The sequence below is a fragment of the Allosphingosinicella sp. genome, assembly GCF_036402135.1.
GTDB lineage: Bacteria > Pseudomonadota > Alphaproteobacteria > Sphingomonadales > Sphingomonadaceae > Allosphingosinicella.
Genome location: NZ_DASWTN010000022.1, coordinates 68,352 through 89,706 on the forward strand (window position 1 = coordinate 68,352; position 21,355 = coordinate 89,706).

Here is a 21,355-nt window from a genome sequence, read left to right on the forward strand (position 1 = left end):
AGCGAGAGGCTCCCGCCTTGACAAAGACCGTCTGCACGTTGAAGCGCCTGCCGGACATTTCCACAAAAATTTCGATTTGGAAGCGGATACAGATGCACGCCTATCGTACCCACACATGCGCCGAACTTCGCGCCGATCATGTCGGCAGCCGAGTCAAGCTGTCAGGCTGGGTGCACCGGAAGCGCGACCATGGCGGCGTGCTCTTCATCGACCTTCGCGACCATTACGGCATCACCCAGATTGTCGCCAAGGCAAACAGCGAGCCGCTCCGCATCCTCGACGGTCTCCGCGCCGAATCCGTCGTGACGGTCGAGGGTGAGGTGGTCGCGCGCGGCACCGAGGCGACTAACCCGAACCTCCCGACCGGCGAGATCGAAGTTTCGGCCGATCTGGTGACGGTGCAGTCCGCCGCGCAGGAGCTTCCGCTGCCGGTCGCGGGCGAAGCGGACTATCCGGAGGAAATCCGCCTCCGCTACCGCTACCTCGACCTTCGCCGCGAGCGGCTGCACAACAATATCGTGCTTCGGAGCCAGGTGATCAGCTCGATCCGCCGCCGGATGATCGATCAGGGTTTCACCGAATTCCAGACGCCGATCCTCACCGCCTCCAGCCCCGAAGGCGCCCGCGACTATCTGGTGCCGAGCCGCGTTCATCCCGGCAAATTCTACGCGCTCCCGCAGGCGCCGCAGATGTTCAAGCAGCTGATCATGGTCGCGGGCTTCGACCGCTACTTCCAGATCGCGCCTTGCTTCCGCGATGAGGACGCCCGCGCCGATCGCAGCCCCGGCGAATTCTACCAGCTCGACTTCGAAATGAGCTTCGTCACGCAGGAAGACGTCTTTCAGGCGATCGAACCGGTGCTTGCAGGCGTGTTCGAAGAATTCGCGAACGGCCGCAGCGTCACGCCTGCCGGTCAGTTCCCGCGCATCCCCTACCGCGAGGCGATGCTGAAATACGGCTCCGACAAGCCCGATCTCCGTAACCCGCTCATCATTAGCGACGTCTCGGCCCACTTCGAGGGCTCAGGCTTCGGCCTCTTCGCGAACATCGTCGGCTCCGGCGGCGTCGTCCGCGCCATTCCGGCGCCGGACACCGCCGAGAAGAGCCGTAAATTCTTTGACGAAATGAACGAGTGGGCGCGCTCTGAAGGCCATGCCGGCCTCGGCTACATCACGCAGAAGGGCGGCGAGCTTGGCGGCCCGATCGCCAAGAACCATGGCGAGGAAGCGACCCGCAAGCTGATTGCAGAGCTGGGCCTCGGCCCGAACGACGGCATCTTCTTCGCCGCCGGCAAGGAAGCGCAGGCGGCAAAGCTCGCCGGCGCCGCCCGCACGCGCACCGCGGAACAGCTCGGTCTCATCGACGAGAACCGCTTCGACTTCTGCTGGATCGTCGACTTCCCGATGTACGAATATGACGAGGACGCAAAGAAGGTCGACTTCAGCCACAATCCCTTCTCGATGCCGCAGGGCGAGCTGGAGGCGCTGGAGACCAGGGACCCGCTCGACATCCTCGCTTATCAATATGACATCGTCTGCAACGGCGTGGAGTTGTCGTCGGGCGCGATCCGAAATCACCGTCCCGACATCATGTACAAGGCGTTCGAGATCGCCGGCTACAGCCGCGAGGACGTGGACACGAACTTCTCCGGCATGATCAACGCCTTCAAGTTCGGCGCACCTCCGCACGGCGGCTCGGCGCCGGGCATCGACCGCAGCGTCATGCTGCTGGCTGGCGAACCCAATATCCGCGAAGTCGTCCTCTTCCCGATGAACCAGAAGGCCGAAGACCTGATGATGGGCGCCCCGTCCGAAGTCAGCCCGAAGCAGCTCCGCGAACTCAACATAAGACTGGTCGAGCAGCCGAAGAGCTAAGCCTTCGGATAATCGATCTGGACGACTTCATATTCCCGCTCCCCGGAAGGGAGGCGGACTTTCCGTACGTCGCCGATGCTCGCGCCTCGGACAGCATGGGCAATGGGCGAGTTCCAGCTTACCCGACCAGCTCCCGCATCGGCCTCATCCTCTCCGACCAGCGTGATCACGCGCTCGTTATCGTCTTCGTCGGCAAGGGTCACGGTAGCGCCGAAGAGGACGCGACTCTTGTCCTCCTGCGTCGCCGGATCGACGATCCGTGCAGACTTCATGCGCCGGGAAAGGAAGCCGATCCGTCGGTCGATCTCGCGCAGGCGCTTGCGGCCGTAAATATAGTCGCCGTTCTCGGAACGATCGCCATTCCCAGCTGCCCAACTGATCGTCTCGACCAGCTTCGGCCGCTCGACCCCGAACAAAGCCTCATATTCCTCGCGCAGCCGCCTGAAGCCCGCGGGCGTGATGTAGTTGGGCCTGTCGCTCATTCGAGCGAGCTTACTAGCCCGGGCTGCGCTTTCCCAGATAATAGGACAGCCGCATATTCTGCGGACTGCGCGCCCGCGCCGGGTTCATCGCGTCATAGGCGACGGCATTTTCAAGCACCCGCTGCACGTAATTCTTGGTCTCGAAGAAGGGGATTTCCTCGATCCAGCGGATCACGTCCACGCCCGGCGTCCGAGGATCGCCATTCTCCCGCAGCCACTTGTTCACGTTTCCAGGGCCGGCATTGTAGGCGGCTACCGCAAGCGGCGCATAATTGCCGTAGCGGTTCATCAGGTCTGCGAAATACTTGCTGCCGAGCATGATGTTATATTGCGGGTCGCCGGTCAGCCGCGACAGGTCGTAGGAAAGGCCCAGCTTCCCCGCCGTCTCCCGCGCCGTTCCGGGCATCAGCTGCATCATGCCGCGCGCGCCGACCTGGCTCATCGCCGCGCGGTCGAACGAGCTTTCCTGCCGCATGATGGCGTGGTTGAGCGTCCACTGGTGCGTATAGGCGGGCGGAATCGACACCTGCGGGAAGGCGCCGCGCGTATAGAAGCTTGCGCCCGAAGTCCGTGCGCCGCGCGCCGCCCACACCCCGAGGTCGGGCCGGCCGATGCGGAGGCCGAGCTCTGCGGCAAGCGCGCGCTCCTCGTCCGTCTTCAGCTCCTCGCCAAGCTGGCGGATGAAGACCGACTGGTCCTGATGCTGGCCGAGCTGGCCGAGCAGCCGTGTCGCCTGCACCAGGGGCCGCTGCTCGAATGAAGCACGAACGGCAGGCGAGGCGGCGGGCTGGGCTACCGGCGGCGGCACCGGCCGTCCGAGCCGTTCCAGCGCCAGCTGACCGTAAAACTGGTCAGGATAGGCCGCCGCCTGGCTGAAGAAGCTGTTGGCGCGCGCCGACTGTCCCGCCTGCTGCGCCGCGCGTCCCGCCCAGTAAAAGCCCTTGGCGCGCGTCTGCGGCGAACGCGAGCCGCGGCCATAGCGGTCGAACATCGTCACTGCGTCGGCGGGCCGGCCGAGCTGGTAGAAAGCCGTCGTGCCGCCAAGCCAGGCGAGGCTCGTATATTCGTCGCGCTCGCCATAGGATTGCAGGCTGACGTCGGTGCCCGGCGCATAGGCCTGATCGATCTGGCTGGTAATCCCGTAGACGGTACCCCACTGCCGATCGTTGGCAGCGCCCTTGGCCATGGCGAGCAGCGCCTCATAATATTTCTCGACATTGGCCGGGCGGGTGGTGAGCGTCTTCGGCTGGGCGAGGAGCGCGCGCGCCGCCGCAGGCTGGCTCGTGCTGCGGAGCCAGTTCGCGCGATCCATCACCAGACCGGCATCGCTGTTCGCTCCTGCACCCAGCGCGCTGACTCGGCTCATCGCGTCGGGCGCACGCGTCTGGAGCGCGATCCGCGCATCGTAGAGGGCGCGGCGCGGGGTCGCGATGAAGCTCAAAGTCCGCTGCGCCGACTGAAGGTCGCCATTGTCGAGCAGCGCATCCATGCGCCGCTCATGGTCCTGCGGCGTCAGCGAGGCGCCGAACAGGGCCAGCAGCCGGTCCTCATCCTCGCGCGGCATCGCGCCTTTCGCCCAAGCGAGCTTTGCTTGCGACCGCGCCTCATTGGGCTGGCCCGTGCCATTAAGTGCCACGGCATAGGCCGCTTGGCCCTTGGCCGTGAGCGGCGGGTGGACGTTGAAATAAGATACGATGTCCCGCGCCAGAGTACCGGCGTTGATCGCCCGCTCGGCGGAGCGGCGCATCGATTCCTCTCCCGGCCAGCCGCGATAGCTGGTGAGAAAGGAGGAATAGGAGACGAATGGAAGCCCGTCCGTCTGCCTGAGGCTCTTCCAGCGTGTGACCGCCGAGGCAATCGAGCCCGAAACGGGATATTGCGGCTGCTGAACGACCGGAGCGGCGGGCGCGGCGGTGACCACCTGCGCGGCGACGCTCGTTCCACCCGTCGCCAACGCGGCCGGCTCCAGGCGCTTCACGGAGGGAGTGGTCGCAGCAACCCCGGCGACGGAAGCGGCCAGAAGACCGAGCAAGATGGCTTTCTTATGCATGCTGGACAGTCTAAGCCCCCCGTCCTTATCAGACCCTGAATGATCCCGTTTCTCGTGCAGTTCGGAAGCCATGACGGGACTAACTTTCAACGGGAAGGAGAGGGGCATGTTCCGCGGGTCGATCCCGGCTCTGGTGACGCCATTTCGCGATGAAGCGTTTGATGAGGTCCAATTCCGGGCTTTCGTCGATTGGCAGATAAGCGAAGGAAGTCATGGGCTTGTGCCCTGCGGCACGACCGGCGAGTCAGCGACGCTCCACGCGGACGAGCATGAACGCGTGGTCTCCGTCTGCGTCGAACAGGCGGGGCGGCGAGTGCCGGTTATCGCCGGCTGTGGCTCGAACAGCACAGCGGTTGCGGCGCACCTGATGAAGGTTGCGGAGCGCGCGGGTGCCGACGCCGCCCTCGTGGTCCTGCCTTATTACAACCGGCCCAACCAGGAAGGCCTGATCGCCCATTATACCGCGCTCGCCGAGGCAAGCCCGCTGCCGATCGTCGTTTATAATGTGCCGGGCCGCACGGTGACCGACATCCTTCCCGAAACATTGGGCAAGCTGGCCGAGATCCCGACCATCGTCGGCATCAAGGACGCGAGTGGCGACCTGTCCCGCGTCAGCGCGCACCGCAAGCTCTGCGGCGAGGATTTCTGCCAGCTTTCCGGCAATGACGACATGGCTTTGGGCTTCCTGGGCATGGGCGGCGTCGGCACCATCTCGGTTACCGCGAACGTCGCGCCGCGCCTGTTTGCCGACTTCCACAACGCCTTCCTGTCCCGCGACATGGCGACGGCGATGGCGCTGCAGGACAGGCTCTTCCCGCTGCACAAGGCTTTGTTCACTGACGCCTCGCCGGGGCCGGTCAAATATGCCCTTAGCCGCATAAAACCTGACTTCCCGTCCGCGCTCCGCCTCCCAATGACGACGCCCTCCGAAGCCAGCCGCAAGGCGGTGGACGCGGCGCTGGAGCATGCAGGCCTCATCTGATGGCACGCCCCCGCCCCGAGACGTTCGACAAGAAGAAGGTCGTGGCCGAGAACCGGAAGGCCAGGCACGATTATGCCTTTGAGGACAAGTTCGAGGCCGGGATTGCGCTCACCGGCACCGAGGTGAAGTCGCTCCGCTTCGGCGAGGGCTCGATCGCGGAAAGCTATGCCGAGGTGAAGGAGGAGGAGGTTTGGCTCATCAACGCCAACATCCCCGAATTCAGCCAAGGAAACCGCTTCAATCATGAGCCCAAGCGGCCGCGCAAACTGCTTCTCCACCACCGCGAGATCGCCAAGCTGCACGGCGCGGTGGCACGCCAGGGCATGACCCTCGTACCGCTCAGCATATATTTCAACAGCCGCGGCCGTGCTAAGGTCGAGCTCGCTCTCGCCCGCGGCCGCAAGGCGCACGATAAGCGCGAGCATGAGAAGGAAAAGGACTGGAAGCGTGAGCAGGGGCGCCTGATGAGGCAGCATGGTTGAACGGATCGGGCGCTGGCTCGAAAAAAATGCCCCGAAGCGCGAAGAGCTGGCGCAGAACCGCTTCATGCGCCCTTTCGCCGGCCGCGTGCTCCGAAGCGACCTCTGGCGCTTCACCCGCCGCTCGGTGCCGCGCGGCGTCGGCGTCGGCCTGCTGGTCGGCATCTTCCTGATGATCCCCGGCCTTCAGATCATTGGCGCGGCTCTGCTCTCGGTGCCCTTCCGCGCCAACATCCCGATCGCGGCCGCAATGACCTTCCTCAGCAATCCGGCGACGACGCCGTTCATCCTCGTCGCGTCAATTGCGGTGGGCAATTACATGGGGTTCCGGGCGGATATTGAGACCTTCTATACACTCTACGGCCGCGGCGCGGGCGTTGGCGAATGGCTCGCCTGGCTCGGCTCGGACGCCGCACCGGCGCTGATCACCGGCCTCCTCGTCATCGCAGCCGCCAGCGCGGCCATCGGCTACGTCATCGCCATGTTCGGCTGGCGCTGGTGGACCGGCCGCAAGTGGCGGCGGCGGGGCAAGAGCATCCCTTCCTGACCGATTGATCTTGCCTCTCTCCCCGCTATAGTCGGGCAATACAGAGAGACCGGAGAGTTCGCCCTATGAAACAGTATCTTGCGCTTCTTGCTGCCACCACTGCGCTTGCCGCTTGCGCCACGACAGATCCCACCACCACTGAGGTAGCCGAGCAGACCGCGACAGTCGCGGAAGCTGCCACTGGTCCGGTCACACCTGCGACGGCTAAAAAGGCGCAGATCGGGGATTGGGGCTTCGATTTAGCTGGCATGGATCGGAGCACGGAAGCCGGCGACAATTTCTACCAGTTCGCCAACGGCACCTGGGCGAAGACCACGCCTATTCCGGCGGACCGTTCCAACTACGGCATGTTCACCATGCTCGACGACCTCTCTACCCAACGCACCCGGGAGATACTCGAGGAAGCGGCAAAAACGCCGGGCTCCAAGATCGGTGACTTCTATACGAGCTTCATGGACCGGACGGCAGTGAACGCCCAAGGCTTTACGCCTATTGCTCCGACCCTGAACCGGATCGACGCGGCCAAAAACAAGACCGAGCTCGCCGCACTAATGGGTGATCTGTCGCGGATGGGCGTCAATGTGCCCTTTGGTAACTTCGTCAGCTCCGATGACAAGGACCCCAACACCAACATCTTCCAGATCAGCCAGGGCGGCATCGGCCTTCCGGATCGCGATTATTATCTCAGCAAGGATGCGGGTCTGGTCGAGAAGCGGAACGCGTACCGCGCCTATCTCGCGCAGCTCCTGAAGCTTGCCGGAGCGCCCAATGCCGATGCGCGCGCCGCGGCCGTGCTCGACCTCGAAACGAAGATAGCGCAGGCGCACTGGACGCAGGTCGAAAGCCGCGACGCCGACAAGACCTATAACCGGCTCACCCCCGCGCAGCTGAAGCAGTCGGCGCCCGCCTTCGCCTGGGATGCTTATCTTGATGCGATCGGCGTCGCCGGCCGCTCCAATTTCCTCGTTCGGCAGCCGAGCGCGGTCGGCGGCAGCGCCAAGATCTTCGCCGCGGCCTCGCCTGCGGTGGTGAAGGATTATCTGAAGCTCCACACGATCGACACTTACGCACCTTATCTGTCGCAGCCCTTCGTTGATGCGAACTTCGCCTTTCGCGGCACCGCCCTCAATGGCACGCCGCAGAACCAGGACGAATGGAAGCGCGCCTCAAACCTCGTCACCGCCGCGCTCGGCGAAGAGATCGGCAAGGTCTATGTCGACCGCTATTTCCCGCCGGAAGCAAAGGCGGAGGCCGACCAGCTGGTGAAGAATGTGCTGGCCGCGATGGACCGCCGTATCCAAGGCCTCACCTGGATGGCGCCGGAGACGAAGCAGCGCGCGCGCGCCAAGCTTGCCGCCTTCACGCCGAAGATCGGCTATCCCGATGAATGGCGCGACTATTCAGGGCTTGAGGTCCGCCGCGGCGACCTTGTCGGCAACGTGATGCGCTCCAACCGCTTCGAGCATCAGCGCAATTTGAACAAGCTCGGCCAGCCGGTGGACCGGGGCGAATGGTTCATGACGCCAATGACCATTAATGCCTATGCGAACTTCAACTGGAACGAGATCGTGTTTCCGGCTGCGATCCTGCAGCCGCCCTTCTTCGATCCTAATGCCGATCCGGCGATCAACTATGGCGGCATCGGTGCGGTGATCGGGCATGAGATCAGCCACCATTTCGACGATCAGGGCTCCAAATATGACGAGACCGGCGCATTGAAGGAATGGTGGACGCCGGGCGACGTGCAGCGCTTCAGCGCGCTCACTGGGCAGCTCGCAACCCAATATGATAAATACGAGATTTTCCCGGGCAAGTTCGTGAACGGCAAGTTTACGCTGGGCGAGAATATCGGCGATCTGGCCGGCCTCGCCATCGCCTACGATGCCTATAAGGCATCCCTCAATGGAGCCGAAGTGCCGGTTCTGGACGGCTTCAGCGGCGATCAGCGCTTTTACATGGGCTGGGCCCAGGTGTGGCGACGCAACTATCGAGAGGCGAACCTCCTCCAGCGACTGATCACCGATCCGCATTCGCCGTCCGAGCAGCGGGCCGCCGTGGTCCGCAACCTCGACCCCTGGTATTCAGCCTTCAACGTTTCGGCGGACGACAGTCTCTACCTGACGCCCGAACAGCGCGTCCGCATCTGGTAAGCCGCCGTCCCGCTTGACGGGAAGGAAGGGGGAGGGACAGAACGGACGCCGATGTCCTCCGTCCCCCCCACCTTCTTTTCCACACGCGAGCCCGCTCGTTCCGCAAGCATCGGCTTCGCCGGCGCGCTCGTGTTGGTCGCCGCGCTCCTTTCGGCGGCGCTGCTGCTCTACGTCGTGGACAACGCTGTCTTCGCCACCGCCTTCTTTGCCGGCGTCCTAGCCGCCGCAGCCCTGATCCACTTCCGCGCCAAGGCGGTCGCGCCGGCCACGGAAGCGGAACCCGTCTACCGCACCGACGTGGCGCTTCTCCGTGCCGCGCTTGAGAGCGCCCCGTCAGCCGCTGCGATCACCGACCTCGACGGCAACCTCCGGTGCACGAACAGCGCCTATTTCGAATGGTTCGGCGGCCATCCGGCGCCCGCCGAACTGCCGTTCGAAGCCGAGGGCACGAAGTACGTAACTGAAGCCATTGCGAAGGCGCGGCGGGACGGGGCCGCGAGAGTCGACGGCCTCCAGATCCACGGTCTTTCGCTTCGCGCCGATGTGGGTCTCTCCGGCACCGACGAAAGCCATCTTCTCTGGCGGTTCGGCCGCGCCCAGCATGTCGACCTAGCCCGTGAAGCGCGCCGCCTTATCGAAGGGGAAGCAGGCTTCCGAATTGGGGAGGCCGGCATGATGACCGCACTTGCCGACGATCAGGGCCATATCATCAGCGCGAACCGCGCTTTCGTGGTCCGCGCGTTCGGCGATGCCGATGCACCCCTTTCCGGGGCACCGCTCGTCAACCTCCTTGCCGCCAACGAGCGTGGCCAGTTCCATTTCGTGGCCGAAGGTTCGGACGGCGGAGGGCTCCGCATCATGCAGGTCCCGGTGTCGGAAGGCGCGGGTGCGCTTACCCTGTTCGTCCTTCTCGACGATGCGGGCGGCTTCGGCGGCCTGGGCCAGGAAGGAAGCGCAAGCCTCAACGCGCTGCTCGACTTCCTGCCTTTGGGCCTGGCGCTCGCTAACAGCGACGGCCGCTTCGTCTATCTCAACAAGAGCTTTCGCAAGGCGGCAGGCATAGGCAAGGACGCGCGGCCCATCTATCCCGGCGACCTTGTCATCGACGAGGACAAGGCGGCGGTATCGGATGCCGTCCGCCGCTTCGCCCGCGGCCGCCTTGCCGCCAGCGACATCGCCGTGCGCCTGAAATCCAGCCCCGAGGAGCCGGTCGCGCTCACCATCGCCGGCGCGAAGGGCCTCGGCGAGGCGGCCGTGATCCTCTCGCTCAAGGATACGAGCGAGGAGGACCGCCTCAAGAAGCAAGTGGCGCAGGCGACCAAGATGCAGGCGGTCGGCCAGCTCGCCGGCGGCGTCGCGCACGACTTCAACAACATCCTCACCGCCATCATCGGCTATTGCGACCTCATGCTGATGCGCCACACGCCGGGCGACAGCGATTATGATGACATCCAGCAGATCAGGAGCAATTCGAACCGGGCCGCGGGTTTGACGCGCCAGCTCCTCGCTTTTTCGCGCCAGCAGACGCTTCGCCCGCAGGTGCTTCAGCTCCCCGACGTCATCGCCGAAGTATCGAATCTCCTGAAACGCCTGCTCGGCGAAACGGTGAAACTCCAGGTCAAGCATGGCCGCAACCTGGGCGCTGTCCGCGCCGACCCGGGCCAGCTCGAGCAGGTGATCGTGAACCTCGCCGTCAACGCGCGCGACGCCATGCTCACCAAGGACCCGCAGGGCGGCGGCACGCTGACGCTGCACACTTATTCGGTCTCAGCCGACGACGTCCGCAAGATGGCGAGCGATATATTGCCGATCGCCGACTATACGGCGCTGCGCGTGACGGACACCGGCACCGGCATCCCGGCCAATCTCTTGCCGAAGATCTTCGAGCCCTTCTTCACCACCAAGGAAGTGGGGAAGGGGACTGGCCTCGGCCTCTCCACCGTCTACGGCATCGTCAAACAGTCGGGCGGCTTCATCTTTGCCGAATCGGAGCCCGGAAAGGGCGCCAGCTTCGTCATCTACCTCCCCGTCTTCCGCACCCAAGGCGCGCCCGAAGCCGCCAAGGGCAAGGTCAAGGAAACGGCAGGTGAGCTTTGGGGCACCGGCACCGTCCTGCTCGTCGAGGATGAGGCGATGGTGCGGGCGGTGGCGGAACGCGCGCTCACCCGCCACGGCTACCGTGTACTAACCGCCGAAAATGGCGAAGCCGCGCTCGAAATCCTTGCGCGCGAGGAACAGGTGGACCTCCTCATTTCCGACGTGGTGATGCCGACCATGGACGGGCCGACCACGGTCCGCGAGGCGCGGAAGACGCATCCGGACCTCCCGATCCTGTTCATTTCGGGCTATGCGGAGGAGCAGCTCAGAAAGTCAATTGACCTCGAAAGGGTCGCATTCCTGGCAAAACCCTTTTCCGTCCAGAAGCTTGCCGAAGCCGCGCGCGACGCATTGCTGCAGAAATAAGTCCTTTACTTCACGAAACATTTTTCTAAACCCGGCCGGTGCCCGACATCCGCTCGATCCTCATCGTCGAAGACGAACCCCTCATCGCGATGATGCTGGAGGATTTCCTCGACTCGCTCGGCCACCAGGTGGTCGGCACTTGCGAGAGCGTAGCCGATGCCATGGCTAAGATTGACGAGGGCGGCTTCGACGTCGCGATCGTCGACGTGCACCTCAAGAACGGCGAGCATGTCTGGCCGGTTGCGGACCGTCTTTCCGAAGAAGGCATTCCGTTCATCCTCGCCACCGGCGGCCATATCGAGCCGCCGCCCGCCCGCCACGCCGGCGCGCCGGTGCTGTCCAAGCCATATACGATAGACGCCATCAGCCCGGCTCTCGAAGCGGCATCCCGCGCCTCGGCCTGACTCCAAGGCCGGGCGATCATGCTGCTGAAGCTGATCATCGGCCTTTTCCTTCTCTATGTGGCTGTCGCGGCTGCGCTTTACTTCTCACAGACCTCGATTTTCTTCCCGACGCGCATGGTGCCGCCTGCCGGGCCGCTGCCGAGTGGTTCGGAACGGATCGAACTCACCGCGCCCGACGGCATCAGGCTGGAGGGCTTGCTGATCCCGGCGTCCGCGCCTGATAGCACGGGAACCGTGCTGCTGGGTTTCGCCGGAAACGCCTCCAATGCAGCGGCCATCGCCGCGTTTCTGCACCAGCTTTACCCGGCCCATCCGGTGGTGGCGTTCCACTATCGCGGCTATCGTCCGAGCGCGGGCAGCCCCAGCGCTGCCGCACTGGTGCAGGATGCGCCGCTTCTCTTCGACCTGGTTCGTGAGCGGCTTCAGCCGAAGCGAGTCGTTGTGGTTGGCATCAGCATCGGCAGCGGCGTCGCTGCCGGCCTTGCCGCGGCTCGCTCCGTCGACGGCCTCATCCTCGTAACTCCGTTCGACTCGCTGAAGGCCGTCGCGCGCGACAAATTCCCTTGGCTCCCCACGTCTTTGCTCCTCCGCCCCGATCTGCCGGCGGTGGACGATTTGAGGGGCCAAGACGTGCCGGTCTCGATCGTCGCCGCAGAGCGCGACGACGTCATCCCGCCACGGCGGACGGAGGCGCTCCGCCGCGCCGCTCCGAACCTTGTCCACAGCGCCATCATCAAGGGCAGAAGGCATAACGATATAGCGGCGGACCCGCTCTTCTACCTCGAGATGCGGCGCGGATTGGGGGCGGTCTTATCGCAGAAGCCCTCAAGCTAGGAAGTTTCCTACTTGTTCTCCCGGAACAAAGCATGTACATACCTCATTCAAGCGTTGAAGGATAGGCGCGGACATTCTAACGGGAGGACAGCCATGGTGGCTTCACTGAAAGTCGTTTCCGACAGGACTTCTGAAAATATGGACAAGCAAAAGGCCCTCGACGCGGCGCTGGCGCAAATCGACCGCGCCTTCGGCAAGGGCAGCGCGATGAAACTGGGCTCGCGCGAAGCCATCCAGATCGAAGCCGTCTCTACCGGTTCGCTCGGCCTCGACATCGCGCTCGGTATCGGCGGCCTGCCGCGCGGCCGCGTGATTGAGGTTTACGGTCCGGAAAGCTCGGGCAAGACGACGCTCGCGCTCCACGTCATTGCCGAAGCGCAGCGTAACGGCGGCACCGCGGCCTTCGTTGATGCCGAACATGCGCTCGATCCCGTTTACGCGAAGAAGCTTGGCGTCGATGTCGACGAACTCATCGTGTCGCAGCCTGATACGGGCGAGCAGGCGCTTGAGATCACCGACACTCTGGTACGCTCTAACGCCATCGACGTGCTGGTGGTGGACTCGGTCGCCGCACTCGTGCCCCGGGCCGAGATTGAGGGCGAGATGGGCGACAGCCATGTCGGCCTTCAGGCGCGCCTTATGAGCCAGTCGCTTCGAAAGCTCACCGGCTCCATCGCCAAGTCTAAATGCCTCGTCATCTTCATCAACCAGCTTCGGATGAAGATCGGCGTCATGTACGGAAATCCCGAAACGACGACCGGCGGCAACGCGCTCAAATTCTACGCCTCCGTCCGCCTCGACATTCGCCGTACCGGCCAGATCAAGGACCGGGACGATATTGTCGGCAACACGACCCGCGTGAAGGTGGTCAAGAACAAGGTCGCGCCGCCGTTCAAGCAGGTCGAATTCGACATCATGTATGGCGAGGGCATCTCTAAGATCGGCGAAATACTCGATCTGGGCGTCAAGGCCGGCATCGTCGAGAAGTCGGGCGCCTGGTTCAGCTGCGACTCGATCCGCATCGGTCAAGGCCGCGAAAACGCCAAGCAGTATCTGAAGGACAATCCTGAAATGGCTGCCCGCATCGAGCAGGCCATTCGCGGCAAGACCGAACAGGTGGCCGAAGCGCTGATGACCGGCCCCAGCGCCGACGACGATATCTAAGCCTTCTTGGTGTGACCCTAGTGTGACCTTCCGCCGGGGCGGTGGCCTTTCCTAGGCTTCCGCCCGGGCCTGATCGTGTGCCGGGCGCGGCGGGCGGTTGGCCCAGATCGCGGTCAACAGCGCCAGCAGCCCGCAAATGGCGAAGCCCGCGACCAGCGGAACGGTGGTGCCGTCGAACGCCTGACCGATGGCGAAGCCGATTAGCGCCCCTCCAACGGTGGTGATTAGACCCTGCAGGGATGAGGCGGTCCCGGCGATATGGCCGAGCGGCTCCATCGCCAGCGCACCCGCATTGGCGCCGACCAGCCCGAAACAGCCCATGGTGAGCGCCTGCAGCACCACGAATGTCCAGAGCGTCTCACCAAGCGTCAGCGTGATGACGAGGTGGATGGCCGAGATCGCTGTAAAGACGGTAAGCGCGCGAAGCAGCAGAGTGCGCGAGCCGAGCCGCGTGACGAGCCGACTATTGGCATAGGAGCTGAACGCCATCGGCCCGGCGATGCAGGCGAAGACGAGGCCGATCAGCTCCGGCGCGCCGAACACGTCGAACACGATCTGCTGGACCGAGCTGATGAAGGCAAACAGCGCGCCGAAAGCCAAGGTGACGGCGATGGTGTTTCCAGCCGACATGCGGTTGCTGAGCGTCTGCGCAGCGGCGCTCGAGATCGCGGCGAACGACAGCGGCCGCCGATCTTCTGGACGCAAGGTCTCCGGCAGGCGCAGCGCCGACCAGATACCAAGCAGGAGGCCGTAAACCGCAAGACCGATAAAGATGTGTCGCCAGCTTGCGACCGCCAGCACCGCCTGGCCGAAAGTCGGCGCCAGCACCGGCACGACCATGAAGACAATCATGGTAAGCGACATGATTCGGGCCATCGCCGCGCCCTCATACCGGTCGCGAACCACAGCGACGACCAGCACCCGCGTCGCCGCGGCGGCGAAACCCTGCATCAGCCGCGCCGCGAGGAGGAGTACGAAGCTGCCCGCCAGCCCGGCAAGCGCCGAAAAGATGGCGAAGAAGATCATGCTGCCTACCAGCAGCCCTTTGCGCCCGAACCGGTCCGCCAGCGGTCCATAGACGATTTGAGCGATGCCGAAGCCGATCAGATAAGTGGTGATGACGAGCTGCCGCCGATTATCCTCAGTGACGCCAAGCGCGTCGCCTATCGCGGGGAGGGCAGGCAGCATCGAATCAATGGCGAGTGCGTTCGACGCCATCAAAGCCGCCATCAGCACCACGAACTCGCGCATGCCGGGCCCTTGCCGGCCTACGTCCCTTGTTTCTTCCGCATCCCGCATCGGAAGCCAGTGGCCGCTGAAGCGCCGCTAGACAAGCGTGTTCTGCGCATCCATTCAGCCCCAAGGGGAGAGGGAATGAACGAGACCAGCAACAAACCGAGGATCCGGTTGATCGGCGCACCGACCGACTGCCATTCTTCCTTCTTGCGCGGAGCGGCCGCCGCCCCGCCGCTGATCCGGCAGGCGCTTTACTCCGACCACAGCAATATGGCCGCCGAATCCGGCGCCGAGCTGGGGCTCGACATCATCTTAGAAGATGCCGGCGACCTTCCGCTCCGCGAGGAGGAAAGAGACGCCGACCTCATCACTGCTGCTGTCGCCGAGGCCATTGCGGCGGGCGCCGTTCCGCTTGTGCTGGGCGGCGACCATTCGATCAGCTTTCCCGTTCTGGAAGCCATCGCCGCGACCCACGGCCCGGTGAACATCCTCCACTTCGATGCGCATCCCGACCTTTACGATGACTTCGAAGGCGACCCGCGCTCCCATGCCTCACCCTTTGCGCGGATCATGGAGCGCGGCCTCGCCTCGCGGCTCGTTCAGGTCGGCATCCGCACCCTCAACCGCCACTGCCGCGAGCAGGCGGAGCGCTTCGGCGTCGAGATTATCGAAATGCGCCACTTCGCTGCGGACCGCGTACCGCGCTTTGAGGGGCCGCTCTATATCAGCATCGACATGGACGGCTTCGATCCCGCCTTTACACCTGGCGTTTCGCACCACGAACCGGGCGGCCTTTCCGTCCGCGATGTGCTTGCGGTGCTAGACCGGGTGGAAGCGCCGGTCGTCGGTGCGGACATCGTCGAATATAATCCGTCGCGCGACATCAACGGCATGACGGCGGTGCTCGCCGCGAAAATGATAAAGGAAATCGCCTCGCTCTGCGCCCGGGGGCGCTGATCAGCGCCGCGCCAGTGCCAGTTGCACGGCGAGCCCGCCCAACATCGTAGCTGCAATGTAGCGCGAGACGCGGGCAATCCAGCCGATGCCCTTGAGCCGCGCCGAAGCGTCCGCGGCCACAATGGCGATGATGCAGTTCACGATCGTGCCCGCAAAATCAAACCAGAGGCCGAGGAACAGGATCTGCACCCAGGGCAAGGCTGCATTCGCATCCACGAACTGCGGCAGAAAAGCGAGGAAGAAGAGCGCGACTTTCGGGTTGAGGATGTTGACTAAAGCCGCCGATCGGAACAGCCGCCAGCCCGATGTTGACGGTGCCTGTGCCTCTCCCGCCTCACCGGGACGCCGGAGCAACGACACCGCGACATAGAGAAGGTAGGCCGCGCCCGCATATTTGATGATGCTGAACAGCATTTCGGAGGACGCAAGGATCGCGGAAAGCCCCAGCACCGCCGCCAGCACATGCACCAAAGCGCCCGCGCCAATGCCGAGCGAAGCGATGATGCCGTCCCGCCTGCCGCCGCGCGCCGCTGCGGCCGTGATGAAGGCCATGTCCGCGCCCGGTACGATGTTGAGCGCCAGTCCCGCCAGCACGAAGGAGAGGAAGACCGGCCATTCCGGCAGCAGCGCTACTCCAGCGACCTCGAGCATCCTGCCTGCTCCCTAGAACGGCTCGTCACCCGGCCGTGGCGGCGGCACATGGGCTGGCGACTTGGGCGGGTCGATGTCCGCCGGCTCCAGCGGATCGAGCTCGCCCTCCCACTTGGCGACGACCGTGCTCGCGACCGCATTGCCGACCACGTTGGTCGCCGAACGACCCATGTCGAGGAAGTGATCGACCGCTAGGATCAGCAGCAGGCCTGCTTCCGGAATGTTGAATTGGGCCATGGTCGCGGTGATGACCACGAGGCTCGCCCGTGGCACGCCTGCCACGCCCTTCGATGTGACCATCAGCGTCAGTAGCATCAATATCTGCTGGGTCATCGACAGCTCGATGCCGTAAGCCTGCGCGACGAAGATGGTCGCGAAGGTCATGTACATCATCGACCCGTCAAGATTGAACGAATAGCCGAGGGGCAGAACGAAGCTGGCGATGCGCGGCGGCACGCCGAACCGGTCGAGTGCCTCCAAAGTCCGCGGATAGGCGGCCTCCGACGACGCGGTCGAGAAGGCGAGCACGATCGGATCGCGAATGTAGCGGACGAGGAGGCCCGTGCGCTTGCCGACGAACAGGAAGCAGGCGCCGATCAGCAGCACCCATAGGATGACGAGGCCGATATAGAAGGTGCCCATGAAATAGCCGAACGTGCTGAGCACGCCGAGGCCACGCTGGGTGATCGTCGCCGCGACGGCGGCGAACACCGCAATCGGCGCGAAGCGCATCACATAATCGGTGATCTGCAACATCACCTTCACCAGCGCTTCGGTCGCCCGGACGAGCGGCCGCGCCGGCTCGCCGACGGCGGTGATCGCGACGCCGACGAACAGTGAGAAGACGACGATCTGAAGGATGCTGTTCTCCGACATCGCCCGGATCATCGATTCCGGGAAGATGTTGCCGATGAACTTAGCGAGATCGAAGGCCGAGCGGTCTACGCCCGCCGAGGCGTCAGCAGGCGGCAGCGGCAGACCGAGCCCGGCGCCGGGCTGGAAGATGGTGACGAGGAGGAGGCCGAGGCTGAGCGAGATGAGGCTCGCGGCGATGAACCAGCCCACCGCCTTCACCCCGACGCGGCCGAGCGCCGCCGTATCGCCCATATGCGCGATGCCCACCACCAAGGTGGAGAAGACCAAAGGCGCGATGATCATCTTGATGAGGTGCAGGAAGATCGTCGTCAGAATAGAGAAATAGCCTGCGATCTCCTTCAGCCGCTCGTCGCCTGCGGGTGTGCCGTCGCCGACGCCGGAATTGATCGCCCAGCCGACGATGATGCCGAGCACCAGCCCGGCAAGGATGAAGTAGGTGAGTTTCTTGGCCACGCGCGAGGCTCTCCCTGGGATTATGTTTGTCCCTAGGAAGTCGATTGCCGCGCCGAGGTCAAGCGCCGCGGTGCGTCAAGCGGGCTCCAGCTCCTTATGCGCCACCTGATCCGCACGCTTGCCGTTGAGTTCGGCCAGATGGTCGAACTCCGCCGTGAAGGTGGCAAGACCCTGGCTCAGCGAACGAAGCTCCGCATCCAACCCTTGCAACTCCGCCTCCGGCATCAGCGCCTCGACCACGTCCCAGCGCGACCAGCCCTCGCGCGGCTCCATGCCCAGCATCTGTCCGCGCCGGCTCGATATGGCGGAGGTGACGCGAGAGGTTGCGTGCGACGGCGTCAGCACCGTCACATGATGCACCGGCTCCAGGAGGTGAGGGGAGGCTGCTGCCAGCGCCTCGCTCATCGCGATCCGTCCAGCGGTGCGGAAGGCGAGCTCTGAGCTGTCGACGCTGTGATAGCTGCCGTCGGTCAGCGTCACCGCCACGTCCACGACCGGGTAGCCTTGCGGTCCCTTCATCATCGCATCGCGGACGCCCTGTTCGACGGCGGGAATATATTGCTTCGGCACCGCGCCGCCGTGGATCCGCTCGTCGAAGCGGAAGCCTTCGCCGCGCGCCAGCGGCCGCACCTCGATCACCACATCACCGAACTGGCCGTGGCCGCCCGACTGCTTCTTGTGGCGCCCGCGCTGCGTGACGCTCCGGCGGATCGATTCCTTAAAGCCGATAGTCGGCTGCTTCGAATCGACGGCAACGCCATAGCGGCGCTTCAGCTTCGCGAGCGTCACCTTCAGATGCTCGTCGCTGATGCCCTTGAGTCGGGTCTCGTGCTGCGCCTCGTCCTGCTCCCAGCTAAGGGACGGGTCCTCCTCCACCAGCTTCTGAAGCGCGGTCGAAAGCCGGACATCGTCCTTCCGGTCGCTGGTATGGATGGCGAGGGCATAGTTGCTTGCCGGCAGGTCCGGCTTGACTGCCGCGCCCGCTTTGCTGGCGTTGAGCCATTCGCCCGGCCGCGCCGCGTCCGCCTTCGCGATGGCCACGACGTCCCCAGGCTCCGCCTTGACGAGCTTCGCCGTCTTTTCACCCTGTAACGAGAAGAGGGTGCCTGCCCGCGTCGATGCGCCGCTCGAAGTCTTGAGCTCCGCGCCTTCTGATAGGGAACTGCCGAACACCCGCGCCAGCGCGAGCCGCCCTACCTGGCTGCTATTCGACACCTTGAAGACGAACGCGCCCGTTGCCCCGAGCCGCTCCGCCGCCGTATCCGGGGCGGGCGCCTCGTGCCGGAGCGCCTTCATCAGCCGCCGCACGCCGAAGCCGTTCAGCGCCGATCCGAAGAAGACCGGCACGCCCAGATTCTCCCGCGTCTCGCGTGCAAGGTCGGCGAGCACCGTCGGCAGGTCCGGCTTCTCGTCCATCAGAAGCTGCTCGAGCAAGGCATCGTCGTGATCGGCAAGCTGCTCCAGCATGTGGAAGCGCTCGTTCGCTTCCCGCTCAGCGAGGTCGGCGGGGATCTCAGTCCGCTCCGAAGGCTTGCCGGGGCGGTAGTGGAAGGCGCGCTCGAGGGCGAGATCAACGAAGCCGGTGATCTTTTCGCCCTCCCGGATCGGTATTTGGCGCGCGATCAGCGGTGAGCTGCTCATGGGCTGCAGCGCTTCCAGCAGCGCTCGGATGCTTCCCCGCGCCTGATCGATTTTGTTGACGAAGATGGCATGCGGCACGCCCAGAGCCTCCAGCTGGCGGAGCGCAGGCTCGGCAAGCAGTGCCCGGTCCGGATCGGGATCGACGACGACTATCGCCATGTCGGTGGCCGAAATGCCGAGCGCGCCATCGGCGGAAAAGCCGACGGATCCGGGGCAGTCGAGCACCACAAACTGGTCGCCGAGAAATTCGAAGCGGGTGAGATTGATCTCGGTCGATCCACGCCGCGCCTGCGCCTCGGGGCTAGCGTCGCCCACACTCGTTCCGGCATCGACCGAACCCTGCCTGTCCACGGCCCCGGAAGCGAAGAGCAGCGCCTCGGCAAGGCTGGTCTTGCCCGCGCCGCCCGGCCCCACCAGGGCCACCATTCTCGCGCCTGTCGATTTTTCCGGCATGATCTTCTCCCTCGTCCGCTGGCACGGTCCGCGAAAGAAGCGCGGGGTACGCGCCGAAGAAACCTCCACGATCCTCCTATCGGCGGCAAAGCGCAAGAGGATCAGGTCGGGAACGCAGCCCCCTCATCGCGGGTTTAGACAAACAGGTCGTTCAACGGGCTGAGCGGGGACGTTAGGGAGTAGGAAGAGTGGCGTCGCCAGTATCGCTTTCCACCATTGCCGCGCTCGCCCTCGCCGGCGTCGGCAGCGGTCTCTATCTCGGCAAGAGCGCAGTGGCCGAGATCGATCCCGTTTATTTCAGCAGCCCCTTCTCGGCTTCAAAGTTCCATGCGGATCTGGTGCCGGGCGCCACCGATTTCGACGCGCCCGCGCCGCAGCTTCAGGCCGCCGCCTATGTCGAAGGCCTCGGCGACGGCTGCGTCCTCTGTCCTCCCCCTGTAGCGGCGGAATATCAGGTGCGAGACTATGGCACCCATTATGAAGAAGGATACGCAAGCTATGTCTCGGCCCCGGCCGATGACGTAATCGAAGATGCGCAGGAGGCGATAAGGCGGGAGGCGCGGCGCGCGGCGCTTCAGGAGGTCGAGCGCTACGCCCACTTCCAAGTGTCGTCGGATGAAAAGCCGCTGCGCCTGGCCTCTGCCGACGCGGAAGAGGAAGTGGCGGTTGAAGAGCCCGCACCGGACGCCGACCCGGTTCCGGCAGAGGAAGAAATCGCCCCCGCGAGCTGATCCCGCTCCTCGCTTGCCCGTATCGGCCCGCTCCCCTACATCGCGGGCATGACTTCCACGAACGACATTCGCCGCTCATTTCTCGACTATTTCGGCCGCGAGGGGCACCAGATCGTGCCTTCGGCGCCGTTGGTGCCGCACAACGATCCCACCTTGATGTTCACCAATGCGGGGATGGTGCCGTTCAAGAACGTCTTCACCGGCCTTGAGACGCGGCCTTATTCGACCGCGGTCTCCTCCCAGAAATGCGTCCGCGCAGGCGGCAAGCATAACGATCTCGACAATGTCGGCTACACGGCGCGGCACCACACCTTCTTCGAGATGCTGGGGAATTTCTCTTTCGGCGATTACTTCAAGGAACAGGCGATCCACCACGCCTGGACCCTGATCACGAAGGAATGGGGTCTGTCGCCCGATCGGCTGACCGCCACCGTCTACCATACTGATGATGAAGCCTTCGAGCTTTGGAAGAAGGTCGCCGGGCTCCCTGAAAGCCGCATCATCCGCATTCCCACCAAGGACAATTTCTGGGCGATGGGCGACAGCGGCCCCTGCGGTCCCTGCTCGGAAATCTTCTACGATCATGGCGATCATATCCCCGGCGGCCCTCCCGGCAGCCCGGACGAGGACGGCGACCGCTTCACCGAAATCTGGAACCTCGTCTTCATGCAATATGAGCAGGAGGACAATGAGATCGTCCGTGACCTGCCGAAGCCGTCGATCGACACCGGCATGGGGCTGGAGCGGATCTCGACCGTGCTCCAGGGCGTGCAGAGCGTGTTCAAGACCAACACGTTCCGCGAGCTGATCGGCGCCTCGGCCGAGCTGACGAAGACCGATGCCGACAATGTCAGCCACAAGGTGATCGGCGATCACCTGCGCTCCTCGGGCTTCCTGATCAGCGACGGCGTGCTGCCCTCCAATGAAG

General features: G+C 64.3%; 18 protein-coding genes. 12 read left to right on the top strand and 6 right to left on the bottom strand.

The features are described 5' to 3' along the window. Window positions 1-92 precede the first annotated feature (92 nt). Window positions 93-1,874, top strand: a complete 1,782-nt coding sequence (gene aspS, locus VGD10_RS06400; RefSeq protein WP_331039992.1) for an aspartate--tRNA ligase — start codon at window positions 93-95, stop codon at window positions 1,872-1,874. Here the strand turns inward: aspS and greB are convergent. Next, window positions 1,871-2,356, bottom strand: a complete 486-nt coding sequence (gene greB / locus VGD10_RS06405) for a transcription elongation factor GreB (RefSeq protein WP_331039972.1) — start codon at window positions 2,354-2,356, stop codon at window positions 1,871-1,873. The genes aspS and greB overlap by 4 nt on opposite strands. A gap of 13 nt (window positions 2,357-2,369) precedes the next feature. Further along, a complete protein-coding gene (locus VGD10_RS06410; protein ID WP_331039973.1) occupies window positions 2,370-4,406 on the bottom strand; it encodes a lytic transglycosylase domain-containing protein in 2,037 nt (678 codons plus the stop codon). A 106-nt stretch (window positions 4,407-4,512) separates the two neighbouring features. Here VGD10_RS06410 and dapA point away from each other — a divergent pair, with 106 nt between their 5' ends. The 8 genes from dapA (at window position 4,513) to recA (ending at window position 13,429) form a co-directional block, all read left to right on the top strand. Further along, window positions 4,513-5,388, top strand: a complete 876-nt coding sequence (gene dapA, locus VGD10_RS06415; RefSeq protein ID WP_331039974.1) for a 4-hydroxy-tetrahydrodipicolinate synthase — start codon at window positions 4,513-4,515, stop codon at window positions 5,386-5,388. Continuing rightward, window positions 5,388-5,870, top strand: a complete 483-nt coding sequence (gene smpB / locus VGD10_RS06420) for an SsrA-binding protein SmpB (RefSeq protein ID WP_331039975.1) — start codon at window positions 5,388-5,390, stop codon at window positions 5,868-5,870. Before dapA ends, smpB begins: the two co-directional genes overlap by 1 nt. Continuing rightward, complete coding sequence (locus VGD10_RS06425; protein WP_331039976.1) at window positions 5,863-6,414, top strand: DUF2062 domain-containing protein; 552 nt, start codon at window positions 5,863-5,865, stop codon at window positions 6,412-6,414. The genes smpB and VGD10_RS06425 overlap by 8 nt, the downstream gene beginning before the upstream one ends. Before the next feature lie 65 nt (window positions 6,415-6,479). Beyond that, on the top strand, window positions 6,480-8,564 hold the full coding sequence (locus tag VGD10_RS06430; protein ID WP_331039977.1) for a M13 family metallopeptidase: 2,085 nt from the start codon (window positions 6,480-6,482) through the stop codon (window positions 8,562-8,564). 51 nt (window positions 8,565-8,615) lie between these two features. Beyond that, window positions 8,616-11,027, top strand: a complete 2,412-nt coding sequence (locus tag VGD10_RS06435; RefSeq protein WP_331039978.1) for a response regulator — start codon at window positions 8,616-8,618, stop codon at window positions 11,025-11,027. A 38-nt stretch (window positions 11,028-11,065) separates the two neighbouring features. Next, window positions 11,066-11,431 (top strand): response regulator, encoded by a 366-nt coding sequence (locus VGD10_RS06440; protein ID WP_331039979.1) that lies wholly within the window; start codon window positions 11,066-11,068, stop codon window positions 11,429-11,431. A gap of 18 nt (window positions 11,432-11,449) precedes the next feature. Next, window positions 11,450-12,265 (top strand): alpha/beta hydrolase, encoded by an 816-nt coding sequence (locus VGD10_RS06445; protein ID WP_331039980.1) that lies wholly within the window; start codon window positions 11,450-11,452, stop codon window positions 12,263-12,265. Between the two features lie 93 nt (window positions 12,266-12,358). Beyond that, window positions 12,359-13,429, top strand: coding sequence for a recombinase RecA (gene recA, locus VGD10_RS06450; protein ID WP_331039981.1), 1,071 nt, complete (start codon window positions 12,359-12,361; stop codon window positions 13,427-13,429). A 51-nt stretch (window positions 13,430-13,480) separates the two neighbouring features. On the opposite strand, the gene VGD10_RS06455 is transcribed toward recA, so the two are convergent. After that, on the bottom strand, window positions 13,481-14,680 hold the full coding sequence (locus tag VGD10_RS06455) for a multidrug effflux MFS transporter (RefSeq protein WP_331039982.1): 1,200 nt from the start codon (window positions 14,678-14,680) through the stop codon (window positions 13,481-13,483). Between the two features lie 123 nt (window positions 14,681-14,803). Between VGD10_RS06455 and speB the strand changes: the two genes are divergently transcribed. Then, a complete protein-coding gene (gene speB / locus VGD10_RS06460; protein ID WP_331039983.1) occupies window positions 14,804-15,622 on the top strand; it encodes an agmatinase in 819 nt (272 codons plus the stop codon). On the opposite strand, the gene VGD10_RS06465 is transcribed toward speB, so the two are convergent. The 3 genes from VGD10_RS06465 to VGD10_RS06475 all read right to left on the bottom strand — a co-directional run bounded on the left by VGD10_RS06465 (window position 15,623) and on the right by VGD10_RS06475 (window position 19,696). Further along, window positions 15,623-16,273 (bottom strand): LysE family translocator, encoded by a 651-nt coding sequence (locus tag VGD10_RS06465; protein WP_331039984.1) that lies wholly within the window; start codon window positions 16,271-16,273, stop codon window positions 15,623-15,625. It abuts the gene before it with no gap. 12 nt (window positions 16,274-16,285) lie between these two features. Then, window positions 16,286-17,602 (bottom strand): dicarboxylate/amino acid:cation symporter, encoded by a 1,317-nt coding sequence (locus tag VGD10_RS06470; RefSeq protein WP_331039985.1) that lies wholly within the window; start codon window positions 17,600-17,602, stop codon window positions 16,286-16,288. Window positions 17,603-17,677: 75 nt separating this feature from the next. Next, on the bottom strand, window positions 17,678-19,696 hold the full coding sequence (locus VGD10_RS06475; protein ID WP_331039986.1) for an elongation factor G: 2,019 nt from the start codon (window positions 19,694-19,696) through the stop codon (window positions 17,678-17,680). 188 nt (window positions 19,697-19,884) lie between these two features. Between VGD10_RS06475 and VGD10_RS06480 the strand changes: the two genes are divergently transcribed. Together VGD10_RS06480 and VGD10_RS06485 are read left to right on the top strand one after the other, a co-directional pair. After that, window positions 19,885-20,427 carry a hypothetical protein gene (locus tag VGD10_RS06480; protein WP_331039987.1) on the top strand — a complete coding sequence of 181 codons (543 nt, stop codon included), beginning with the start codon at window positions 19,885-19,887 and terminating at the stop codon, window positions 20,425-20,427. A 48-nt stretch (window positions 20,428-20,475) separates the two neighbouring features. Then, window positions 20,476-21,355 (top strand): alanine--tRNA ligase-related protein (locus VGD10_RS06485; protein ID WP_331039988.1); only part of this gene is annotated, 880 nt, incomplete at its 3' end.